Below are 21,837 nucleotides of genomic sequence, written 5' to 3'. Positions count from 1 at the left end.
TTATGATGGAATTAAGCACAAGAACCCTTGGTGACTGGCTTGAACATTGGGCCCTCACCACCCCCAATAAAGAATATATCGTATATTCCGACCGTAATCTGCGCTTCACCTGGAAACAATTTAACGAACGTGTAGACCACATGGCCAAAGGACTGCTAGCCATCGGCGTGAAGCGGGGAACCCATGTAGGAATCTGGGCGGGTAATGTGCCCGACTGGCTGACCTTTCTGTACGCTTGCGCCAAAATCGGTGCCGTGGCCGTAACAGTAAATACCAACTACAAACAGGCAGAACTGGAATACCTCTGCCAGAACTCGGACATGCACACGCTGTGTATCGTAAACGGAGACCGTGGCAATGACGACTATGTAAATATGGTCTACGCCATGCTGCCCGAACTAAAGACCAGCCAGCGCGGATATCTGAAGAGCAAACGCTTCCCCTGCATGAAGAACGTGATTTACATCGGCCCCGAGAAATACCGGGGTATGTACAACACCGCCGAGATTCTGCTTCTGGGATGCAACATAGACGATGACGAGCTGCTGGAAGCGAAAGCGAAGGTGGACTGCCACGACACAGTGAACATGCAGTACACTTCGGGCACGACCGGTTTCCCCAAAGGAGTCATGCTCACCCATTACAACATCAGCAATAACGGTTTCCTGACGGGCGAGCACATGAAATTCACTTCCGATGACAAACTATGTGTCTGCGTACCCCTGTTCCATTGCTTCGGAGTGGTGTTAGCCACCATGAACTGCCTTACACACGGGTGTACGCAGGTAATGGTGGAACGCTTTGACCCACTGCTGGTACTTGCCTCCGTCCACAAGGAACGCTGCACGGCCTTATACGGGGTTCCTACCATGTTCATTGCCGAGCTGAACCATCCCATGTTTGATATGTTCGATATGTCCAGTCTGCGTACCGGCATTATGGCAGGCTCACTCTGTCCGGTAGAACTGATGAAACGTGTAGAAGAGAAAATGTTTATGAAGGTCACCAGTGTATACGGGCTTACAGAAGCTTCTCCCGGCATGACAGCCTCCCGCATCGACGATTCGTTTGATGTACGCTGCAACACAGTGGGCCGTGATTTCGAGTTTACGGAAGTAAAAGTGATCGATCCGGAAACAGGCGAAGAATGTCCCATAGGCGTACAAGGCGAGATGTGCAACAAAGGGTATAACACCATGAAGGGGTATTACAAAAACCCCGAAGCAACCGCCGAAGTGATAGACCGGAACGGCTTTCTCCACTCAGGGGATTTGGGAGTGAAAGACGAAGAAGGTAATTATCGTATCACAGGAAGAATAAAAGACATGATTATCCGTGGCGGAGAGAATATCTATCCACGGGAAATAGAAGAGTTCCTGTATCAGATGGAAGGAATAAAAGATGTACAGGTAGCCGGTATCCCCTCCAAGAAATACGGAGAAGCGGTAGGCGCATTCATCATCTTGCACGAAGGGGTGGAAATGAACGAATTCGATGTACGTGACTTTTGCGATGGCAAGATAGCCCGTTACAAAATTCCTAAATATATCTTCTTTGTTGATGAGTTCCCTATGACGGGCAGCGGAAAGATACAGAAATTCAAGTTAAAGGATGTGGGATTGGAGTTATGCCGGAAGCAAGGCATCGAGATTATTTAATTCAGCCTTCTCCTTGCATTAAAGAGCAGAATTAAGTTACACAGTCACGGAGAGGAATACATTGCACGGATTCTTCTCTGTGGTTCTGTATTGGGTATCGGAACCGGACAGCAGATGTAAGCCTCACGTTATTCCATAAAAAAAGGAGCAACGCCTTGCTCCAACCTTTTGTTAACCTTAAATCTAATACTATGAAAAACACACATACAAATATACGCACTTTCCTGCTATCTGCAAATTTAAGGAAGCGTTAAGGAAAAATTATAGTATTGTTTAATAAAAGCAACAAATCCTTTAACATTTCAAGTTAATGCGAATGGTTTCTTTTAACAAAACAAAAAGGCTGTCCCGTAAGGAACAACCTTTCTATATTTTTTATAGTAGACGCTTCTACTTCAGATGCAACTACTTCTCTCAAGCCGATTGCAATCTTCAACCTTTAATCTAATACTATGAAAAACACATTTATATAACACGGCGGCAACAAGAATTGTTCAACCGCAAGTCATTAATAAATGTTTAAATCCCTAACTATACCTTTTCTTCCTTTGGCAAGACCGAATGCCAAGGAATTCCGTCTACAGTAGAAAGGTCCTTGCCAGACTCTATCAAACCACTGATTACATAATCTCTGGCAGTAGGATTCTGGAACGGATACAATCCAAACTCGGGAAGAACAGAAACAAAATGCTCCATGATTTCCGCCTGGATAGATTCATAACTAGGCCAGTTCTTATTGGCCGAGAAACAATAAATTTGTACAGGCAGACCATTCTCCGTAGGAGCCAACGTGCGTACCATCAGCAACAGGTCCTTACTGATAAAAGGATGGCGCTTCAGATAGAGAGTCATATAAGCACGAAGCAGCCCTACATTCGTATCAATGGTTCCATTTACCAATCCGGCCGGATTGTCAGTATTCGCTACCTTTCCTTCGGCCGCCTGTTTCTGCTTTTCTGTGATAAAGTCGGCCAAATCAGCATCAAACTTCTTCATTTTCTCCAAAAATTCAGGAGTACAGGGTTGTATGTAATCCAGTTTCAACGCATACTCGCGCATAATACGCCGTCCGCCCGATTCAGTCATCCCACGCCAATTGATAAATGAACCGGAAACTAATGAATAAGGAGGTATAGTGACAATAGTATTATCGAAATTCTGAACCTTCACAATGTTCAGAGTGATATCCATCACCACCCCATTCACATTATTCTGAGGCATCTCAATCCAATCGCCGATATGCACCATATCATTCTCGGAAAGCAGCACCCCCGCCACAAAGCCAAGGATGGTATCTTTGAAAATCAACATCAGCACGGCAGCAAAAGCACCCAGTCCGGTAATCAGATTGAGAGGCGACTTATTAATCAATATAGAAATGATGACAATGATGGCAATACACGAAAAAATCACTTGAAAGATTTGTATGAAACCTTTCATCGGACGATTCTGTAACTGCTCCTTGTTCATCAGCACATTACCCACCGAATTTAACACGGCATTGACCGAAAACAACAAAGCGATAAAGAAATAAATCCAAGTGATTTTTTCACTGGCAGTAAACCAAGTAGAACGATAATCGAACGCAAACGGCAACAAAGCGGATATAATAAGCGGCGGAATGACCGCAGACATTTTCCGCAAAGCATTGTATTCTATCAACGAACTTAAAAAACTGATATTTTTATATTTCAACACCTTCCGTGTGAAACGCACAGATAAATAATGAAATACAGCTCCTACAGCAAAAGCAATAACTACAATCAGGATCAAGAAAATAATCTCATCCAGTTCATTCAACCTATCGCGCGGGATGCCTATCCATGATAGAAAACTCTTAATCCAAGTCAATAAAATTCGGGCAAATTCATTTGTATTCATAATTATCGTCTTTTTTACTTATAGAACCATCTATAAAAACATTTGTTTAGCTGAGGGATGAAAAATCCTCCCCAGTCTGTCCGAAAACAGTTTCCTGCTTTCCTTTTACTCTGTCATTCCAGCGTAACAAGACTTTCTCAAGGAATCGGCGAAGTGAACCAAGAAGTCAAACAAATCTATTTATTGAATATACCATCTTTCGCACTGGCTGTAGACGGCACCCCAACATAACCTCCCAAATTACAATTAGAAACCCCAATTGTCTTCGTATTCGAAAAACTAAGACCTATCCCTGCTTTATCCACATCCACGTTATCAAAAGTCACATTATAAATAGGCTTTGCCTCTGTACCTTGAAGCACCAATGCAGCTACATTCACCTTTTTGCATTTCAAATCCTTTACATAAATATCATGCACCTCAGTAAAATGATGGTTATCCATCCCCTCGCCTGCATACATGGAAGTTACATAAAAAAGATCCTCCACTTCACCAAACTCACAATTATTCACATAAATATCACGAATAAAACCTCCGCGGTCCGGATTCGTCTTGATAAAAATACCTCGTTTACAATAGCCTCCGTAAGTGCAATTCTCTACGAAAACATGCTGTATTCCCGATGACATCTCACTGCCCAACACCACACCATGAAGCCCTTTGAACTTACAGTTACGAATAATAATATTTTCCGAAGGACAACTGGTTTTCCATCCGTCATTATCCCGTCCGCATTTAATGGCCACATTGTCATCTCCATTATTAAATTCAATATTTTCAATCAGCAAATTACGGGTGTACTCAGGGTCGATGCCATCATTGTTGACCAATTTTGCATCATAACGTATGCCACGGCAGATAATATTCTCCGATTTCAGTAAATGAATACACCAGAAAGGCGCATTCGTAATAAACACATCCTCAATTGTAATATTCTTACAATCAAAGAATTGCACCAGATGCGGACGCAACCAATACCCCTCACCGAAGTTCCGTTCGGCTACCGGCACTTCTTTATGATTCATTTCACGACTAAGCTGCTGCCCTATCTTCTGCTTACTTTTCCAAGTGGCAAAAGTAGTCCCCGCATTTCCATCTATCACTCCTTTGCCGATGATGGAAACATTTTCCAACTGATATCCATAAATAAAAGGACTGTAATTCTGAAGGAAAGTTCCTTCCCAACTGGTTTTCACCAGAGGGAGATAAAAAGCCGGTTCAGATGAAAATTTCAAGGTCGCCCCTTCCTGAAGTTCCAAACATACATTACTTACAAAATGAATAGGACCATTCAAAAGATATTCCCCTGCGGGAACCACAATATGTGCTCCTCCCATATGGGCAGCACGCTTCATCGCTTTATCAAATGCAGGTTTACAATCTTTTTTCCCATCTCCTTTCGCACCAAACGAAATAAGTGAAATCTGCTTTTTCGGACGAACGGCTCCTGTAATTTGTGCTAAAATAGCATCACGTTTGGCTGTACGGAGCACATCGTCAATAGCCAAACAAGGATGAAAAGCCCATAGTGCCCATATTATCACCAATAGGCTTTTGTACTTTTGTGTTGTCATAGTCGGTAGTTGTTTTATTTATGATTTTCAGACAAGCCTGACAAAGAAAATGTTCTTTCCTTGGGGCATCCGGACCAAAAGTACAAATATATTCTGATGTAAAAGAGGAAAATATGACGAATGAGTGGGATTTTTTGTTCAGAAAAGAAGAAAGTTCCGTTTCTAAGGGATAGTAGAAATTTAACGGGAACTACTTCTTATTTTCCGGTTCATACCTTTCTTTAGATTCAGTATATACATCTTCTGCATGCAAAAAGGGTTAACATGACTTTTTAACCGGTTCAATCTTTCCGCTGCCGTGAGGTCCAAAGGACGAAGAAACTGAGAAAAAGTAATAACCCGCCATCGGAATTAAACAACAATGTATTGCATCCGTCCCTGTTGCATAAGCCTTTTCTCTTTCCAGGTTAAACCTTTTTATACGGATGTATTCTATCTCCATAGCCCTTGGAGTTATCTCCATAAGCTTTGGAGTTATCTCCATAAGCTTTGGAGTTATCTCCATAAGCTTTGGAGTTATCTCCATAAGCTTTGGAGTTATCTCCATAAGCTTTGGAGTTATCTCCATAAGCTTTGGAGTTATCTCCAAAGGCTATGGAGTTAACTCCAAAGGCTTGCGGAGATAGAACAAGCAGGAAGAAAACCCTTAACTATCCAATGGGAAAGGTTTAGAGATATGGACAAGATCTTTTCCATAGCCCCGCTTTTAGATGAATCCTTTTTAAATATTTCCATAAAAAAAAGCTGTACCCCCGAAAGAGATACAGTTTCTTTATGTGATTCCGTTGCGATTCGAACGCAAGACCCACGCCTTAGAAGGGCGTTGCTCTATCCAGCTGAGCTACGGAACCATCCTTAATTGCGAGTGCAAAGGTACGGTTTTTATTGAAATTACCAAAAGAATCCGTAACTTTTTTTGCATTAACAACCTATTTTTTTCTATTCAACATCCAAGCGAAAGGTAAATAGCAACAAATATGAAAAACGTAAGACACTATATATGAATCTATTCCAACCCATTCCACCAAATTCGTATACATCAATGAGGAAAAGAACTGAACTATAAAAAAAAGCACCACAAAGTAATCGGCAAAACGAGAAAAGAGACAGGACATCCCTCTTATTATATCCTTATCATCCCGAAAACGTCCCGATGCATAGCCGAAAGCCATACCCGATAATCCCACACCAAACGAAATGAGATAATAAATCCCTTTTTGAAACGGAGAATTCGTGAGAGATCCCGTCACGCTACGCAACATAGTCCATGGGGCAAAAGTGGTGCCAATAATCATTATGATATAAACAAGCAGCATACAACCTGCCAATATCAACGCACGCTTTTCCTTACGGGAAATGGGCTTTCCTCTTTTCACTATTCTCCCCAACGTGCCCCATACCCCGGAATGAACCGTAATGCCGAACCCTAAAAAAAGCATCATTACTATGCCCAATGCCGGTGTCTGGACAAAATTCCCCATAGCATGCCTCAATTCCCACCGGATTCCTTCGGGGCTGAGCAGGCTTTGCACCTTCCCCAGCCCATAAATACTTCCTATCCATGAGAACAAGGCTACAGCTACTGTCAGCAGAAAAAATACAGTAGCGGTATGAGGGAAATAATATTTACTCTTCATCCGGTTCCAAATTATCAATATCAAGAATCCGCAACTCGAAAGCACGGGTCACCAAGCGACAGGCATTGACACCATTTCTTTCATCCAATGTGAACAAACGGTTTATTAATTCATTCTGACGTTTCTCTATGGACTTGACCCCGAAAGGCATCCCTTTCAGATTAGTAATCATTTCTTTGGTATACCCCAAGGCCAGATGGCGAAGCAAACGCTCATCATATTCATCAATATCATAATCGATGACAGCTTCCTGCCTACGCTGCTCCTGAGCCACCGACTGCTTGAAACGTGCCACTATTTTCTCCAGAATGGGATAATTGAAAACCAGTCTCTTACCATCCATCACCGCCTGTACATCTGTGGCAGTCAGCAACTCTCCCGTCTTCAGGATTATACCATCCGCACCCGCATTCAGCGCATCCACCCATAACTTTTCGTTCAACACCTCACCAGTGAAAATCAGCACCTTCATATCCGGATAGTTCTTCCGTAAAGAAGAACAGATTTCCACACCGATGGTAGTCGATCCCCCCAAGCCCAAGTCCAATAAAACCATATCGGGCAACTGCACTTTCAGCAATTCCCAAAACTCATTCTCAGTCATGGCCGTTCCGATGACTTCCGCATTTGGAATTTCGTGTCTGAATATCTCTTCCGTTCCTTTTAATTCCAGTTTGACATCCTCTACAATGATGACTTTAAATCTATTATTCTCCATAATATGCATTGTTTTTTTACATTCTACATTCAACGGGCAGGCAGGGTGAACCATACGGTGAACCCTCCCTCAGCGGCAGGCTGCGCATTGATACGGCAACCGCGTCTTCCGGCAAATTCATCATGGTCACGAATCACCTGCTTACAAATAAGGTATTCCGTACCGGTCAGAACTCCTTCCTGCCCCTGCTTCATACGAGACAGATGTGGGTAGAACAACAAGTTCAACTCTTCCTGCGACTTTTCGCGACGCGTATCGCGGAAATCAAACCGCACAAAATCCTTATCCTTATAAATACACAATTCCAAAAGGCCATCCACCTCGTATGATAGCGCTTCATCTATCAGATTCTCCAACATAAACTTCAGCTGAATGACATCTCCCAGTACGGAAACATGTTCCACCTCCGTCCTCAGTTCTACCCGATGCGGCATACGTTTTCCAGCACGTTTTATATACCGTGCCGCATAATCGGCCAGCTCGCCGGCTTTCATAACACCTCTGCGGAAAGTAATTTCTTCCAACTGACGTGCGGCGCATGAACTCAGCAAAGTAAATATATCCTTATAATAACTGATCAACTCACCAATCGTCTCTACTTGCACAGCTTCGTTTTCTCCTGCCTGACGGGTGTTCAACCTGTCGATAATCTGTTTTATCCGGTTAGGATAATAGATTGTCTCATGCTTAATGGTTGACAAGCAATTGTCCAATACCAAATTTTGCACATGCAACTGGTTTTCCTCCCGTATAGCTCGGCGCGCATCATCCTGCGCACTTTCTATATCCCGATATTTCTGTGCCATCAGTACCACTGCATTATATACAATGATGGCTACATATCCGGCCACAAGCTCCAACATCAAGCGGTCGTCCTCACGCTCCACAGGCAAAGCGATTTTCAATGCCAGCACACCCGTGCAACGATTCTCGTTACCTGCTTCCACCCACAAGGGCAAACACTTTAACCTATCTTTCTCACGCCAATAAGATGTCTTCGCGTCAAAGCTACGGGCCATCATCTCACGCATTTCTTCGTTCTCATCCTCCACCGGTGAAAAAGCATAATTCAAGCTATGGTTGTCTTCACTATAAACCGCTACGCCCAACACATCAATGGGCAGCAACTCATTCACCGTCTCAAACATATCATTGACCAGACTTGCAGCAATATCCCGGTCGGTTCTTCCGTCAAGCAAAGAGGCCGAAAACACCTGCTTGTTGATTTCCAACACCTGTTCCAAGTTATAACGATAAATCAAACGGTGGCGGAAATACAGAATATAATAACCCACCAGCAATACCAACAGAATAACCACACAAAGAATGATAGCCACCGTCTTATTATTGGCAGAAAGCTGCATCTGACGGCAATATTGCTCCAATGAGGTGTCCTCACTGATTTGTTTGTACAGCGCCGTATAAGCATTATTGTTATAACGATAAGCCTCCAGATTACCTAAAGCCAAAAAAGCGACTGCTGCCTCGTTGCGAACATCCAGCAAGGCATAGTAATCGGTATCAAAATGCCGGTTGAACCAATCTAAATCCGCTGCAGCCCCCTCTCCTTCCAATTCCAACAAAGGCCCTTTGCTGCCCGAATACATAATATAATGCTTATTCAAACAATGTAGAGCACTATCCGCATAACACAATGCCTGTTGGTATAGTCCATCAATGTTACAATTGTAAACATCGTATGCATATTCATTCGCAACAGCCAATAATTTATCATATCGCTGAATGGAATCATTAAGAGTGAGTTGTTCCGCTTTCCCGTCTTTCTCCCTCCTCTCATCACATCCAGTCAAGACAGGAAGAAAGGCAATTAGTACCAACATCAACACTTTACGTACTCCCTTAGGCAGACGGAAATAGAAACGGCTGCCTTTTCCCAATTCACTTTCTATTCGGAACAGGCAGACACGGAAGATTTCATTGGTCTTCTTATATTTATCAATAATACCTTTGCAATTCATCAAACCGAAACCATGGCCTTTATTCTTCTGCAATTCGCTGATATCTTCACTGGTCTGCAATCCTATTTTACCCGAATCATAGACTTTCTCACTCAGAATACGCTCCACATCTTCCTGCGAAAGGCCCGGACCGTCATCTTTCACCGAAATTTCCACGTAAGTTTCTGTTTCCTGCGCATAAACGGAAATATGTCCTCCCGGTTGCGTATATTTACGGGCATTTTCCGTTAATGTATTTATCATGAAAAGCGTCAGTGCCTTATCCGCTTTTACAATGGCGGTAGTCGGCTCTATGGTCAGGGTTTGTTGTTTCATCTCGAAAGTCTTACGCCCTTTTACCAGTACATCGAAAAGGGAATTTAAATCAAAATTCTCTATATTCAAGCTCAGTGTTCCCTGCCTCATTTTAATCCACAAGGCCAGAATATCATTATACTCATTGATACGGGTAATCAGTTCGTCGATATAACGGTATTTGCTTTTTTTTATTTCTTCGTTCTGAATATAGTTGTGTGCGGTTAGTTTATGCACTTCATTCATGATGCGGTCTATATAAGGCATAATGCCCGTGACAATGAACAGACAGGCTTTTTTCACCAGATTCTGTCGTTTATTCTCCGCCAAATGCTGCTCATGGACATAGTGCTCCTTTTCCAACCGTTTCCGTTCATCACCCAGCGAAATGAAAGCCAGTCCGTTCTCCAGTGTCCACGAAATATAGGGCGCAATGACCTGCATCAGTGCTTTATCATCTTTCTTCATTTTATGCTCCGAATATAGATGCACCTTACCCAAAGGTTGTTCCCTGCCCGGAATATTCAAGATAAAACTTGTACAAATCCCTTCACCCGGTGTCCCTTTCTCTTCTCCATTCTCAGTCACAATACGGAAGTCCGTCGCTCCCACCAATGAAAGAATATCTTCTTTCACTGAGGTTACTACCGCTTTTGTCACATCCTCTATCTCCTCTGCATCAATCGGCACGGAAGCTGTTATCTTACGGCATATTTCCAAAGTACGTTTCAACTTATCAATGTAAAGAGCATTCCGCACACGCCATCTTTTATTCAATATCCAAAATAGAATGATAAGAACAGCGATACCAATCACCACTACCACCAGAAGTCCGTTCAAGGCTTCCGATTCTTTCTCCAACGCATTATAACGGCTCTCCAATTCTTTGTCCTGGCGAGTGTAGTCCAGAATATCCAGATAAATATTACGATTGTAATCCGACTGGGGTTTCATTCCTAACGCCGCATATGTTACACTCAATTGTTCACGGAAACGGGCAATCCATTCGGGGACACTTTTTATACCGTCATCATTAATCCATTCCAGTTCAATGGAAGTGGTAGCCATGGGAACATACGGACGAAGTCTATCCGTAGTATCCGTACAATGGTAATATTTCTCGTGATGCCGGTTGACGTACCCCAGTGCTTCCGACAAATAATGCAGCGCGTCTTCATACCTGCCTTGCTCGTTGCTGCACGATGCCAGAGTGCGGTATGTACCCGAAATCTGATACAAATCTCCATATTGTTTGAACAAATCCAAAGCCTGCCAGGCAAAACGCATGATCAGTTCCTCCCACGGCAAATCCTCACTATTGATGGCACGCATCACATTGGGACGCCTTTCCATAATCAAATCGAAGTTTTTCCTCTCTTTCAGCAATTCCGCCATTGCCTGAGATGCATTCGCCTCGAAATAGATATACCCGTGTTCCCTGCTGATACCCAGACATTCTATCAGATAGTTAAACTCACCCAATACCACATCCTGCGGTGTATCCGCTTCATACATACCGCCAGACCCTTTCATATAATAATAATAGAGCAATTGGGCAGTATCACTTTCCAGCGCCTCGTCTACTTTTATTTCATTAATCGCCTCCAAGGACTGCTGTTCCTGCTGCAAATAATAGTAATAAATGGCAGAAGCAATGGAAAACTCAGAACGGGCATAATTAAGCCGTTCCAGCTCTCCGGGATCAGTTATAGCAGAACGATCATCGCTGATACGTTTCATACGCCGTAACGCACTGTTACGATAATCATAGAACTCCTTGTTCATGGCGGTACGCTGACAAATTTTCATCATACCGATATCTGCTATCAGACATTCCAATTCATTGTTTGACTCCTCATATACGCGAAGAAAAAGATCTTCGGCTTTTTCAAAGTCCATGTGGATAAAGGCGCAGAAACCCTGATTATTCAATGCCCCGGCACGCAGGGAGGGGAATCCATCCGCCAGTTTGTAGGCGTCATGCGCTGCTTTACACGCTGTGTCCAAATTCTTATAGCGCATATGATAAGAAAGCAAGTTCAAAGAATCCGCCTGACGGTATATAGCCATATCCTTCTTCTTTTCACAAGAAAAGAAAGTCCCTGCTATAATCAATAAAACCGCCCATACAGGCAATAGACACATATTCTTCATAAACATCCCTTCTCCTTTAGGTTAACCACCCACCAATAAAAATACAAAAATATCAATTATCCCCCGAAATAAAAGCAAAACTTAGTAGAAAATAAGAAAGCCACCCCGAAGGATGGCTTATAAAAATCTTTAAAAGACGAATAAAAGATTACTTAGAAGCTTCCAAAGATGCTTTTCTAAATTCTTTCATCAGTTTTTCCAATTCCAATGATGCTTTACGCGCACGTGTTCCTGCAGCTTTGTTACCTTTTTCAATCTGCAATGCAGCATCAGACATAAAAGCTTCGTTCAATTCTTTGATTTTAGCAATTAATTCGTTCATGTTCTTTTTTTTTATAAATTATAAAACTGTTCAAATTAAATTCTTTTTTGGCAATAAATCTCCTATCTATCTCTTTTTTTACGATTTTTCAACAGTTTATCCCTGGTTGCAGCATATTTCAGCAGATTTGGAAGTGTCTTAAATGCTAAATTAGTGCTATAATTCCCAATTTACGGACTATTTTTATTCCTAATACCCAAAAACATCGTATCTTTATTCCCTATAATCAAGGAGGTTTAAATGGATTTACGTACAGTTAATGTCACTCGCTACATTATGCCCCTGCGTGAGGGAGGTTCCTTGCCCGCATTGGCCGAAGCGGATGATGATTTTAAATATGTCGTCAAATTTAGGGGAGCAGGCCACGGAACCAAGGCGCTTATCGCTGAACTGATAGGTGGAGAAATAGCCCGTGCCCTTCATTTCCGCGTACCCGAAATCGTCTTTCTGCAACTGGACGAAGCATTTGGCCGGACAGAAGCAGATGAAGAGATACAAGACTTGTTGCAATGGAGCCGTGGGCTGAATCTAGGACTTCATTTCTTGTCGGGCGCACTGACTTTTGACCCCATCGTACATCAGGTAGACGTACAAACCGCTTCACAAGTAGTATGGCTGGACGCTCTGCTCACCAACGTAGACCGTACCATCAAGAATACCAATATGCTGATGTGGCATAAAGAACTGTGGCTGATAGATCACGGCGCAGCACTTTACTTTCATCATTCATGGGAAAACTGGCAGAAACAGGCTGTCAATCCTTTTCTAAGAATAAAAGACCATGTACTTCTGCCTTATGCCAGCCAGTTGGAAGAAGCGGATAACCGGTTCAAACAAATACTGACCGAAGAAAAACTACAGGAAATAACAGATGCCATACCCGATGACTGGCTTACTTGGGCAGAAGAAGGAGAAACAATACAAGATCTGAGAGAGGTATATTTTCATTTTTTAAAAGAAAGGGTTCACCATTCCGAACTATTTGTAAAAGAAGCACAAAATGCCAGAAAAGCACTTATATGAATATGCAGTAATCCGCTTTGTCCCCAAAGTAGAGCGTGAGGAGTTTCTTAATATAGGAATAGTCTTGTTCTCCAAACAAGCCAGATACCTGAATGCAATCTATGTACTGAATGAACAGAAGTTGCGAGTATTTTCTACGGAAGTAGATATGGAATGCCTAAAGAATGCACTACAGGTATTTGATAAGGTATGCCAAGGAAAGAAAGAGGGAGGAAGCATAGCACAAATGGAAATTCCGGACCGGTTCCGTTGGCTGACCGCTGTACGTAGTGCCTGTATACAGACTTCACGGCCTCATCCCGGATTTTCCATGAACCTGGATGCTACCTTACAACAGTTGTTCAAGGAATTGGTACTATAAGCTATCGTCCGGCGCACCCTATGTACCGGAAAAGATTAGCTGAAAATATAAACAATCACTCCGGTTATTACCACATACGCCAGTGCATATGGAATGGCGGATTTTAGGATTTCCCCTTCTTTTCCCTGTTGGTTTCCGGCAGAAGTGGCAATAGCGATGCTTTGCGGAGAAATTATTTTTCCACCTGTCGCCCCCACCGTATTGGCTGCCGACAACCAGTCGGGACTTACTTGAATATGCCCGGCCACATTAGCCTGTAATTTGCCGAACAAAATATTTGAAGAAGTATCACTGCCCGTAATAAAGGTACCCAGGCAACCAATAACAGGGGCAAACAACGGATAAAGGCTTCCTGTAGCAACCGCCAAAGCAGTGGCTATAACTGAAATCATACCTGCCGTATCCATGATAGTGGACAAACTCACCAGACAAATTACCGTGATAAAAGTTTTCTTTAACTGCTTTACCGTATTCCAGAGTACAGCAAACAGCTCCCATATCTTGGCTCCTTGTATCAGCCCACCGACAAACGTGCCCACAAAAAGTAAAACTCCCGCATGGGTCAGCCAAGAAACCGTATAATTCATAGTTGAATCATTAATCGGAAGACTGATACGGGTCACCCAATTATTTTCAAGTGTTGTACGCAAACCGGGAAACAACGGACTAGTCAGAATAATCAAGAACAAGATAAGAAGATAGATACTCCACGCGTTCAGTACCTCGAGCCCTTTCAATGTGCTTTTCCTTGCTTTTTCCTCTTTAGAAGCAGTCAGTTTGCCATAGGCTACAATAACAATGATAGATAAAATACTTCCAATAATAGCCGGAGACTCCGCCCCCATATAGCGGGCGGCAATATACTGGCTGCCTAATGAGACACCACCGACCAACAAAGACAGGAAAATATTTTTAGGTAAGGATTTTAATTTCGAATCGGTCAGGAACAGCAATACGAAAGGAATGAGAAACATCAGTACCGAAAGCTGCAACACGACATTGGCGCTTAGCACCAATACATCCAGATTCGTTTCTTTCGCCAATACCAAGACCGGTGTACCAATAGCCCCAAAAGCAGTAGCCACACTATTGGCAATCAAACTGACTGTTGCCGAAAATACCGGTTTGAATCCGAGGCTGATAAGAATCGCCGCCGGTATAGCCACTGCCGTACCAAATCCTGCCATAGCTTCAAGCAAGCCACCAAATCCCCATGTCAACAGCAATACCTGAATACTTTTATCGGTAGAAATAGAAGAAAACTGTTGCTTGATAATCTCCATTTTTTCAGTCTTCAATAAAACATTATAGCTGAATATCGCCATCAAAATAATAATCAGAATAGGAGAAACAGCTTTCAATGCACCGTACAGAAAAGAAAACAGCAAATCATCTACCGGAAAATGAAAGCCGAAAAAAGCAATCAGCATAGTAACGACAAGGGAAATCACACTACTTTTGTCACCGGACATTTTAAAAAACGCCATCAGGATAATTAATAGCAATACCGGAATAATAGCAAGGACTAGATTCATAACCATTGTATTTAAGTTAAAGAAACGGTATCCATAAACTCTTAAATTAAGCCTTTGAAACCCCACTTCCGCAAAGATTCTTTTTTTAATAACAAAAAAGAATCCTATTTGGATTAATGATCTATCCTTTTTTATTAGTAAAAATAAAGTAATGCCAGAAGCATGTATAATGTATCTTTACACAAACCTCCGGCATACACTTCTTATCCATATATTGATTTTATATTGTAGTAATATTCCTTATTCTATTAATATATCTTATTAAATTCCAGCTAATGCCTGATCCAAATCGGCCAGCAAATCATCTATATGTTCCGTACCTATTGATAAACGCACTGTCCCCGGATAAATACCCTGTTCCGCCAATTCTTCCGCATTCAACTGAGAGTGAGTGGTACTGGCAGGATGGATAACCAATGACTTCACATCAGCGACATTGGCCAACAAAGAAAAAATTTCCAGACTATCGATAAAACGATGTGCTTCTTCCTGACCACCTTTCACCTCGATAGTGAAAATAGAACTGGCTCCATTGGGGAAATAACGCTGATACAGAGCATGGTCAGGATGTTCCGGCAAGGAAGGATGATTTACTTTCTTGATCTTCGGATGATTTTTCAAATGCTCCACCACTTTCAACGCATTCTCTACATGACGTTCCACACGCAATGAAAGTGTCTCCAATCCCTGCAACAGAATAAAAGCATTAAACGGACTGATAGTCGCGCCAGTATCACGCAATAAAATAGCACGAATACGGACAGCATAAGCGGCCGGACCTGCCGCCTCTACAAAACGCACCCCATGATAGCAAGGATCTGGTTCTGTCAGTTGAGGAAATTTACCTGATGCCACCCAGTCAAATTTACCTGAATCAACAATCACGCCACCCAGTGAAGTTCCATGACCACCAATAAATTTTGTAGCGGAATGTACCACAATATCCGCTCCATGCTCAATGGGACGAATTAGATAAGGAGTACCAAAAGTGTTATCAATAATCAAAGGTATGTGATGGCGATGTGCTATTTCCGCCACAGCCTCTATATCTATAATATTCGAATTAGGATTCCCTAAAGTCTCGATAAACACCGCCTTTGTATTCTCTTGAATAGCTTTCTCAAAATTAGAAAGATCACTAGGGTCCACAAATGTAGCAGTCACACCATAAGTCGGCAACGTATGAGCCAGCAGGTTATAAGTACCTCCGTAAATAGTCTTTGCAGCTACAACATGATCACCTGCACGAGTAATGTTCTGAAACGCATAAGTAATGGCAGCAGCCCCGGAAGCTACGGCAAGTCCTGCCACTCCTCCTTCCAATGCAGCCACACGCTGTTCAAAAACAGCTTGAGTGGAATTAGTCAGACGCCCATAAATATTACCCGGATCTTGTAAACCAAAACGTGCGGCTGCATGTGCCGAGTTATGAAATACATAAGATGTAGTCTGATAAATAGGAACTGCACGAGCATCCGTAGCCGAGTCTGGTTGTTCCTGTCCTACGTGAAGTTGTAATGTTTCGAAATGTAATTTTTTTGTAGCCATAATCTTTATCTTTTTAGAGTTATATATTTCTGTTTTTACCTGTTGCAAAGGTATTAAAGGTAGTTATATCAAACAAGATATACTAAAAATAAAGAAAATAGAGCTACAATCATCACTATTTACAGAACAAATATTCTATTTACAAACGGATTACTACCTCCTGGAAGAAAATTATTCTTTGGCGACATCCAACAAAATAAAGTGACGGCCGATTCACATCGACCGCCATCAGACAATTAATACACACAATACGATTGATACAAAAGATCACTCATGGTCATGATCATGTTCCGTTTCAGTACCTCCGTCCGCACTCAAGACAATATTACGAGCCACTTCTGTCTGATTGCCCGCCGCATCGGTACACCATACCATCAGATGATAATCTCCGGGAGCAGCATCAGCCGGAATAACAATATCATGATGATGTACTTTTGTATTCTTCAAACCGGAAACATCATATACCTTGTCAAAAGTAAAAGCTATGTTTTTCTGTCCGGCTGCCCGGGAATCATGTCCGTGGTGGTCAAAATTATTATGAATATTGATTTTATACGATTTCAACATCACATCATCTGACAAATTCATTTCAAAATGTACCCCTTTCTCATTACCAATTTTCAACACCGCTCCCTCTTCGGGTTCTACCAAATCGATCACGGGCTTTGTTACATCCCCTTTTTCATCATTATCACACGCAGGCAGACAAACAGAGCATATAGCCAATAGGCTGATTACAAGAAAATAAAATTTTGTTTTCATTTTAATAATTGTTTAAATGGTACTTTAATCGAAATCTGAAAGTTTCTTCCCGGTTCAGGGATTTCCACTTTCCTATAAAAACTCAAATGATTGTAATATTTCACATCCGACAAATTACGAATACCCAAAGATATTTCAATATCCGCCTTGGCCATAGGTATATGAATACTCCCACCCAGATGAATCAAACAAGCTCCGGATGTGCGGTCTTCATTTCTCGCTATACGGTTCTGTGAAGCTATACTTTGAAATTCAGCATACAACTGAAAATCCTTTTTATTCCATGTTAGAATGTTCCGCATGGATACAGGAGGTGAAAAACTTAAAGCCGTATGTTCGTCACGATTATAAGTATAGACATACTCACCAACCAAACGATAATTAAAATGACGTAGAAAATCCATATTGAAATTTATCTCACCACCCATGAACAAAGCACGTGCGCCACTATATTGATAAATCTGTCCGGCATGGGGCAATACAGACCATTCTCCCGTAGGACGCAAATAAATATAATTATCAAACCAACCGGCAAAAGATGAAACAACCAGTTCCATTTTTTTATAAGCCAAGGTATAGGAAGCATCAATCTGCCATCCTTGTTCCGAAGAAAGAGTGGCATCTCCTTTTTCATGACGGAAAGTTCCGTGATGTACTCCGTTGGATGCTAATTCATTGCCCCCCGGCAAACGGAAGCTACGTCCCACATTCATCTTCAGAAGATGACCGGCAGCGGGTGTCCACACTACTCCCGCCGAACAGGAGTAATTACCATAAGCCCTGTCCACCGGATAACTTCGCCAACGATATGCCTGTATTACCTCTTCTTCATATCCTTGTCTGTGTAGATACTCCACCAAATAAGGATCTTCGAATGCTGTTATATCAATCCTTCCCCGATCATAACGTATCCCACCAGTTACAGACAACTGATTATCCAGTCGGAAAGTCGTCAGCCAAAAAGCTCCGGTAATAAAACGCTTGTATTCCGGTAGCAGAAAAGAATATCCGCCAATCGCATTTTTCTGTATCTGCATATTCCACCCTGCCATATGCTCCCAGGAAGAGGAATTGAACAACCGCAGCTTCAGAGAGGAGCTGAATGTATGCAGTTTGAACACCAGTTCCCTATCCGGATCCTTTGCAGGCATCACCTGAGTGTCATAGTGGGTATGGAAAGCACTCCATTCCTCCCGATGATTGAACTGATAGCCGAAATCACCTGAAAGTTGTACCCCATTCCAAAGATACTGTTGATGCGTGGTTACTTTAAGATGGTTCACTTTGCTATAAGGCAAGTCAATATTACGGCTGTTCCCATCATCCTCCAAACGGGAAATATCAGGAATGCCATGAGCACCAGGAAAGAAGCCCATCTTCTGATAAACATTGCTCACAGCAATATTCATCTGATAAAACTTCTTTCTATAATCTCCCATGGCAGAAACATTGCGCTCGAACCCAGCGGTGTTTTTCAGCTTATGACCGTAAACAGGCACCAACTGGGTAAGATATACAATGGTATCTGCCGGTACATGATAATCTCCATAGTGCTGTTCTGAGAAACGTACTCTGACCAGCCATGCATTCTTCTCAATACCTAGCATCAGTGAACCGCCCACAGTGCCGTTCACTGATTTTCCCAATAAGGCAGCCTCACCAAAAAACCGGTTCTCTTTTTGTGGCAGCAAAGGAAGGATTTCGATGACACCTCCCATCGCATCACTACCGTAGAACAGTGAAGACGGACCTTTCAGAATCCGTACCTCGTCCACATTAAAAGCATCAATTTCCAGCCCATGATCGGCTCCCCATTGTTGCCCCTCTTGTTTTATTCCATTTTCGGATACGGCAATACGGTTGAATCCCAAACCACGAATCATAGGTTTGGAGAACCCCGCACCGATATCCATCGAGTGTACACCGGGAACATTTTTCAAAGTCTGTACCAAATTACCGGTAAAATGCCGGTTCAAATAATCTTTCTGAAACAACTCAAGTGTCAGGGTAGTCTTTTTCTCCTGAGCATGTCGGTAAGATCCCGTCACCACCACTTCGGATAAATCTACACTTTTAATCGTATCAGAAACTACCTGTGCATTTGAATACAAGGCAAAAAACATTCCCAGCGTACCCGAAACATATCTGATACGCATAAATTACAATCATTTGATGTTGTGAATAAATAAAAGATACTATGTAAATCAGCAAACGGGAGGCGCACGTAGATAATAAGGATAAGATTTAACCTGGCAAACCTTATCCACCGTTATTTCCGGCTGATAATCAAAAACCGGAAGAACAATATGAAGTTGTAATGTTTCAACTTGCGTAAAAGGTGAAAGTGTGAAGTTACACACGGGACACTGATGAGAGGAGTCATGAGAATTTCCACTATCAGAATGGCAAACAGCATCTTCTTCATGGTAGTGAAAAGTCTTCACCATGAAAAATGGCATAAGCGTCATAAACAACAGCCATGCTATAAAAATCCTGCCTTTTGCGTTTTCTCTCATTTTTGTGTTCAGTAAGTCCACTGCAAAAATAGAAACAAATAACAAAATCACAATAACATTTTATATTTATTATCTGTTTCATCCACTTTTTACCTACAAATAGGTACATATACAAAACCGAGGTAGCTTCCCAGTCACCTCGGTCACGGCAGATCTTTATTTTCTAGAACAGCCTACAATCCGGTCATCCTAAAAAGAGACCAACCACTCCGTAAATGGCAGCGGCCAATATTCCACTGACAGGAATAGTCAACACCCAAGCCGTCATCAGGCTTCTTGTTATTCCCCACCGGACGGCTGAAAGACGCTTAGTAGCGCCCACCCCGATAATAGCTCCTGTAATGGTGTGGGTCGTACTTACAGGTATTTTCAGATATTCTGTCAGATACAATGTAAATGCTCCAGCAGTTTCCGCAATAACCCCCTCCAAAGGAGTTACTTTGGTAATCTTAGTTCCCATGGTTTTCACAATCTTCCATCCACCTGACATCGTTCCTAAAGAAATGGCAGTAAAACAAGAAAATGCCACCCAATCCGGCAAATCATTGATACTATTTATCCCCATTCCTAACCCTTCCGAATGAGCGGCGATCATGGCAGCAGCAATAATACCCATTACCTTCTGGGAATCATTCAACCCATGACCAATACTGAACAAAGCCGAAGAAACAAGCTGCAATTTCTTAAACCACATCTCAGCCGTATGCGGATGTGCACGACGACAAATGTGGAGGACAAGCAACGTGAATCCAAAGGCAACAACCATCCCTATAAATGGTGCCAAAAAGATAAAAGCAGCAATCTTCAATATAATATTGAGCTGAATGGCATCAAAACCATGAGCCATAATAGCAGCACCAGCAAAACCTCCAATCAGCGTATGCGAAGAAGAAGAAGGAATCCCCTTCCACCATGTAAACAGATTCCATACAATAGCTGCAATAACCCCTGAAAGAATAATCGGCAAGGAAATATACTGTTCCACTACTGTCTTGGATACAGTATTGGCTATTCCGAACCCTCCGATTATACATTTAGCAATAAAGAACGCAACAAAATTAAAAAATGCCGCCCATATCACCGCTTGGAACGGAGTAAGAACCTTGGTTGACACAATGGTGGCTATTGAATTGGCTGCATCATGAAATCCGTTAATATAGTCAAAAATCAAAGCCAACGTAATAATAATCACTAATAATTCCATGTTGTACTTTCTGCTTTTATGCGTATTTCACAATCAGGTTTCTCAAGATTTTCCCTACCCGTTCTGCCGCATCGGTCGTTTTCTCCAATTCATGCATTATCTCCTTGATCTTAATCAGTTCTATGCAATCCTTTTCTTCCTCAAATAGTTTCTTAACAAAGAGTTCATATACATCATCCGCTTGATTCTCAATATCATGCAATTTTGTACAACATGCTCTTAATTCAGTAGGCTTTTTACGGAAAATTTCCAATTCATCCATTGCCTTACTTATATAAACAGCCGCTTGCTGTATCAACAAACTCAACTCTTTTCCACTATTAGCAATGGGATGGGGATTATAGATCGTTATGCGTTTGGCGCAACTGTTAATCCCGTCTATTACATCATCCATAGTCGATGCCAAATCGTGAATATCCTCACGATCAAAAGGGGTTATGAAAGTTTTTCCCAATTCGTCAAAAATTAAATGAGTCTGCTTGTCACCTTCACGTTCCATATCTTTGATGCGTTTATAATAGTTCGCTCTCTCTTCCGGCTTATCATGCTGCATGCTTTCTACCAATAAATCCGATGATGAGGTCAGGATTTCAGACAAACGTTTCAACATAGGGAAAAACTTAGGTTCCTGAGGTGTGAATCGACTAAAAAAAGAATTTTTCATAAATGTA

At 42.1% G+C, this 21,837-nt stretch carries 17 protein-coding genes and 1 tRNA gene; 3 read left to right on the top strand and 15 right to left on the bottom strand.

Annotated elements, in window-relative coordinates; translation table 11 throughout:
* Window positions 1–5 precede the first annotated feature (5 nt).
* Window positions 6–1,658 carry an AMP-binding protein gene (locus tag GKD17_RS08080; RefSeq protein ID WP_008652358.1) on the top strand — a complete coding sequence of 551 codons (1,653 nt, stop codon included), beginning with the start codon at window positions 6–8 and terminating at the stop codon, window positions 1,656–1,658.
* Between the two features lie 531 nt (window positions 1,659–2,189).
* Here the strand turns inward: GKD17_RS08080 and GKD17_RS08075 are convergent.
* From GKD17_RS08075 to GKD17_RS08035, 8 genes are all read right to left on the bottom strand, one after another.
* Complete coding sequence (locus tag GKD17_RS08075) at window positions 2,190–3,539, bottom strand: mechanosensitive ion channel family protein (RefSeq protein ID WP_007838168.1); 1,350 nt, start codon at window positions 3,537–3,539, stop codon at window positions 2,190–2,192.
* A gap of 176 nt (window positions 3,540–3,715) precedes the next feature.
* The gene (locus GKD17_RS08070; RefSeq protein ID WP_007838166.1) at window positions 3,716–5,113 is read right to left on the bottom strand and encodes a glycoside hydrolase family 28 protein; all 1,398 of its coding nucleotides are present in this window, start codon (window positions 5,111–5,113) and stop codon (window positions 3,716–3,718) included.
* A 259-nt stretch (window positions 5,114–5,372) separates the two neighbouring features.
* Window positions 5,373–5,681 carry a hypothetical protein gene (locus GKD17_RS08065; RefSeq protein ID WP_007838164.1) on the bottom strand — a complete coding sequence of 103 codons (309 nt, stop codon included), beginning with the start codon at window positions 5,679–5,681 and terminating at the stop codon, window positions 5,373–5,375.
* A 209-nt stretch (window positions 5,682–5,890) separates the two neighbouring features.
* Window positions 5,891–5,964, bottom strand: a tRNA-Arg gene (locus GKD17_RS08055).
* A gap of 78 nt (window positions 5,965–6,042) precedes the next feature.
* A complete protein-coding gene (locus GKD17_RS08050; RefSeq protein WP_007838162.1) occupies window positions 6,043–6,750 on the bottom strand; it encodes an AbgT family transporter in 708 nt (235 codons plus the stop codon).
* Window positions 6,740–7,468 (bottom strand): DUF5932 domain-containing protein, encoded by a 729-nt coding sequence (locus GKD17_RS08045; protein WP_007843833.1) that lies wholly within the window; start codon window positions 7,466–7,468, stop codon window positions 6,740–6,742. The genes GKD17_RS08050 and GKD17_RS08045 overlap by 11 nt, the downstream gene beginning before the upstream one ends.
* 29 nt (window positions 7,469–7,497) lie before the next feature.
* Window positions 7,498–11,895, bottom strand: a complete 4,398-nt coding sequence (locus tag GKD17_RS08040; RefSeq protein WP_032936715.1) for a DUF5113 domain-containing protein — start codon at window positions 11,893–11,895, stop codon at window positions 7,498–7,500.
* A 148-nt stretch (window positions 11,896–12,043) separates the two neighbouring features.
* Window positions 12,044–12,217: a histone H1 gene (locus tag GKD17_RS08035; RefSeq protein WP_005843810.1), complete on the bottom strand. Its 174-nt coding sequence runs from the start codon at window positions 12,215–12,217 to the stop codon at window positions 12,044–12,046.
* Between the two features lie 240 nt (window positions 12,218–12,457).
* On the opposite strand from GKD17_RS08035, the gene GKD17_RS08030 reads away from it, so the two are divergent.
* The gene (locus GKD17_RS08030; RefSeq protein WP_007843829.1) at window positions 12,458–13,240 is read left to right on the top strand and encodes a HipA family kinase; all 783 of its coding nucleotides are present in this window, start codon (window positions 12,458–12,460) and stop codon (window positions 13,238–13,240) included.
* The gene (locus GKD17_RS08025; RefSeq protein ID WP_007838147.1) at window positions 13,218–13,601 is read left to right on the top strand and encodes a DUF3037 domain-containing protein; all 384 of its coding nucleotides are present in this window, start codon (window positions 13,218–13,220) and stop codon (window positions 13,599–13,601) included. The genes GKD17_RS08030 and GKD17_RS08025 overlap by 23 nt, the downstream gene beginning before the upstream one ends.
* A gap of 35 nt (window positions 13,602–13,636) precedes the next feature.
* On the opposite strand, the gene GKD17_RS08020 is transcribed toward GKD17_RS08025, so the two are convergent.
* The 7 genes from GKD17_RS08020 to GKD17_RS07990 form a co-directional block, all read right to left on the bottom strand.
* Complete coding sequence (locus GKD17_RS08020) at window positions 13,637–15,136, bottom strand: L-lactate permease (RefSeq protein WP_007845005.1); 1,500 nt, start codon at window positions 15,134–15,136, stop codon at window positions 13,637–13,639.
* Window positions 15,137–15,397: 261 nt separating this feature from the next.
* Window positions 15,398–16,684, bottom strand: a complete 1,287-nt coding sequence (locus GKD17_RS08015; RefSeq protein ID WP_007843825.1) for an O-acetylhomoserine aminocarboxypropyltransferase/cysteine synthase family protein — start codon at window positions 16,682–16,684, stop codon at window positions 15,398–15,400.
* Window positions 16,685–16,951: 267 nt separating this feature from the next.
* The gene (locus tag GKD17_RS08010; protein ID WP_007838141.1) at window positions 16,952–17,446 is read right to left on the bottom strand and encodes a DUF4625 domain-containing protein; all 495 of its coding nucleotides are present in this window, start codon (window positions 17,444–17,446) and stop codon (window positions 16,952–16,954) included.
* Window positions 17,443–19,602, bottom strand: a complete 2,160-nt coding sequence (locus tag GKD17_RS08005) for a TonB-dependent receptor (RefSeq protein WP_007838140.1) — start codon at window positions 19,600–19,602, stop codon at window positions 17,443–17,445. The genes GKD17_RS08010 and GKD17_RS08005 overlap by 4 nt, the downstream gene beginning before the upstream one ends.
* Before the next feature lie 48 nt (window positions 19,603–19,650).
* Window positions 19,651–20,013 carry a hypothetical protein gene (locus GKD17_RS08000; RefSeq protein WP_007843819.1) on the bottom strand — a complete coding sequence of 121 codons (363 nt, stop codon included), beginning with the start codon at window positions 20,011–20,013 and terminating at the stop codon, window positions 19,651–19,653.
* Window positions 20,014–20,146: 133 nt separating this feature from the next.
* The gene (locus GKD17_RS07995) at window positions 20,147–21,166 is read right to left on the bottom strand and encodes an inorganic phosphate transporter (RefSeq protein ID WP_007838138.1); all 1,020 of its coding nucleotides are present in this window, start codon (window positions 21,164–21,166) and stop codon (window positions 20,147–20,149) included.
* Window positions 21,167–21,182: 16 nt separating this feature from the next.
* Complete coding sequence (locus GKD17_RS07990; RefSeq protein ID WP_007838136.1) at window positions 21,183–21,830, bottom strand: DUF47 domain-containing protein; 648 nt, start codon at window positions 21,828–21,830, stop codon at window positions 21,183–21,185.
* Window positions 21,831–21,837: the final 7 nt, after the last annotated feature.

It is taken from the genome of Phocaeicola dorei (genome assembly GCF_013009555.1).
GTDB lineage: Bacteria > Bacteroidota > Bacteroidia > Bacteroidales > Bacteroidaceae > Phocaeicola > Phocaeicola dorei.
Note: the sequence above shows the minus strand (reverse complement) of the source record. Positions and strands in the feature narration are given on the sequence as shown.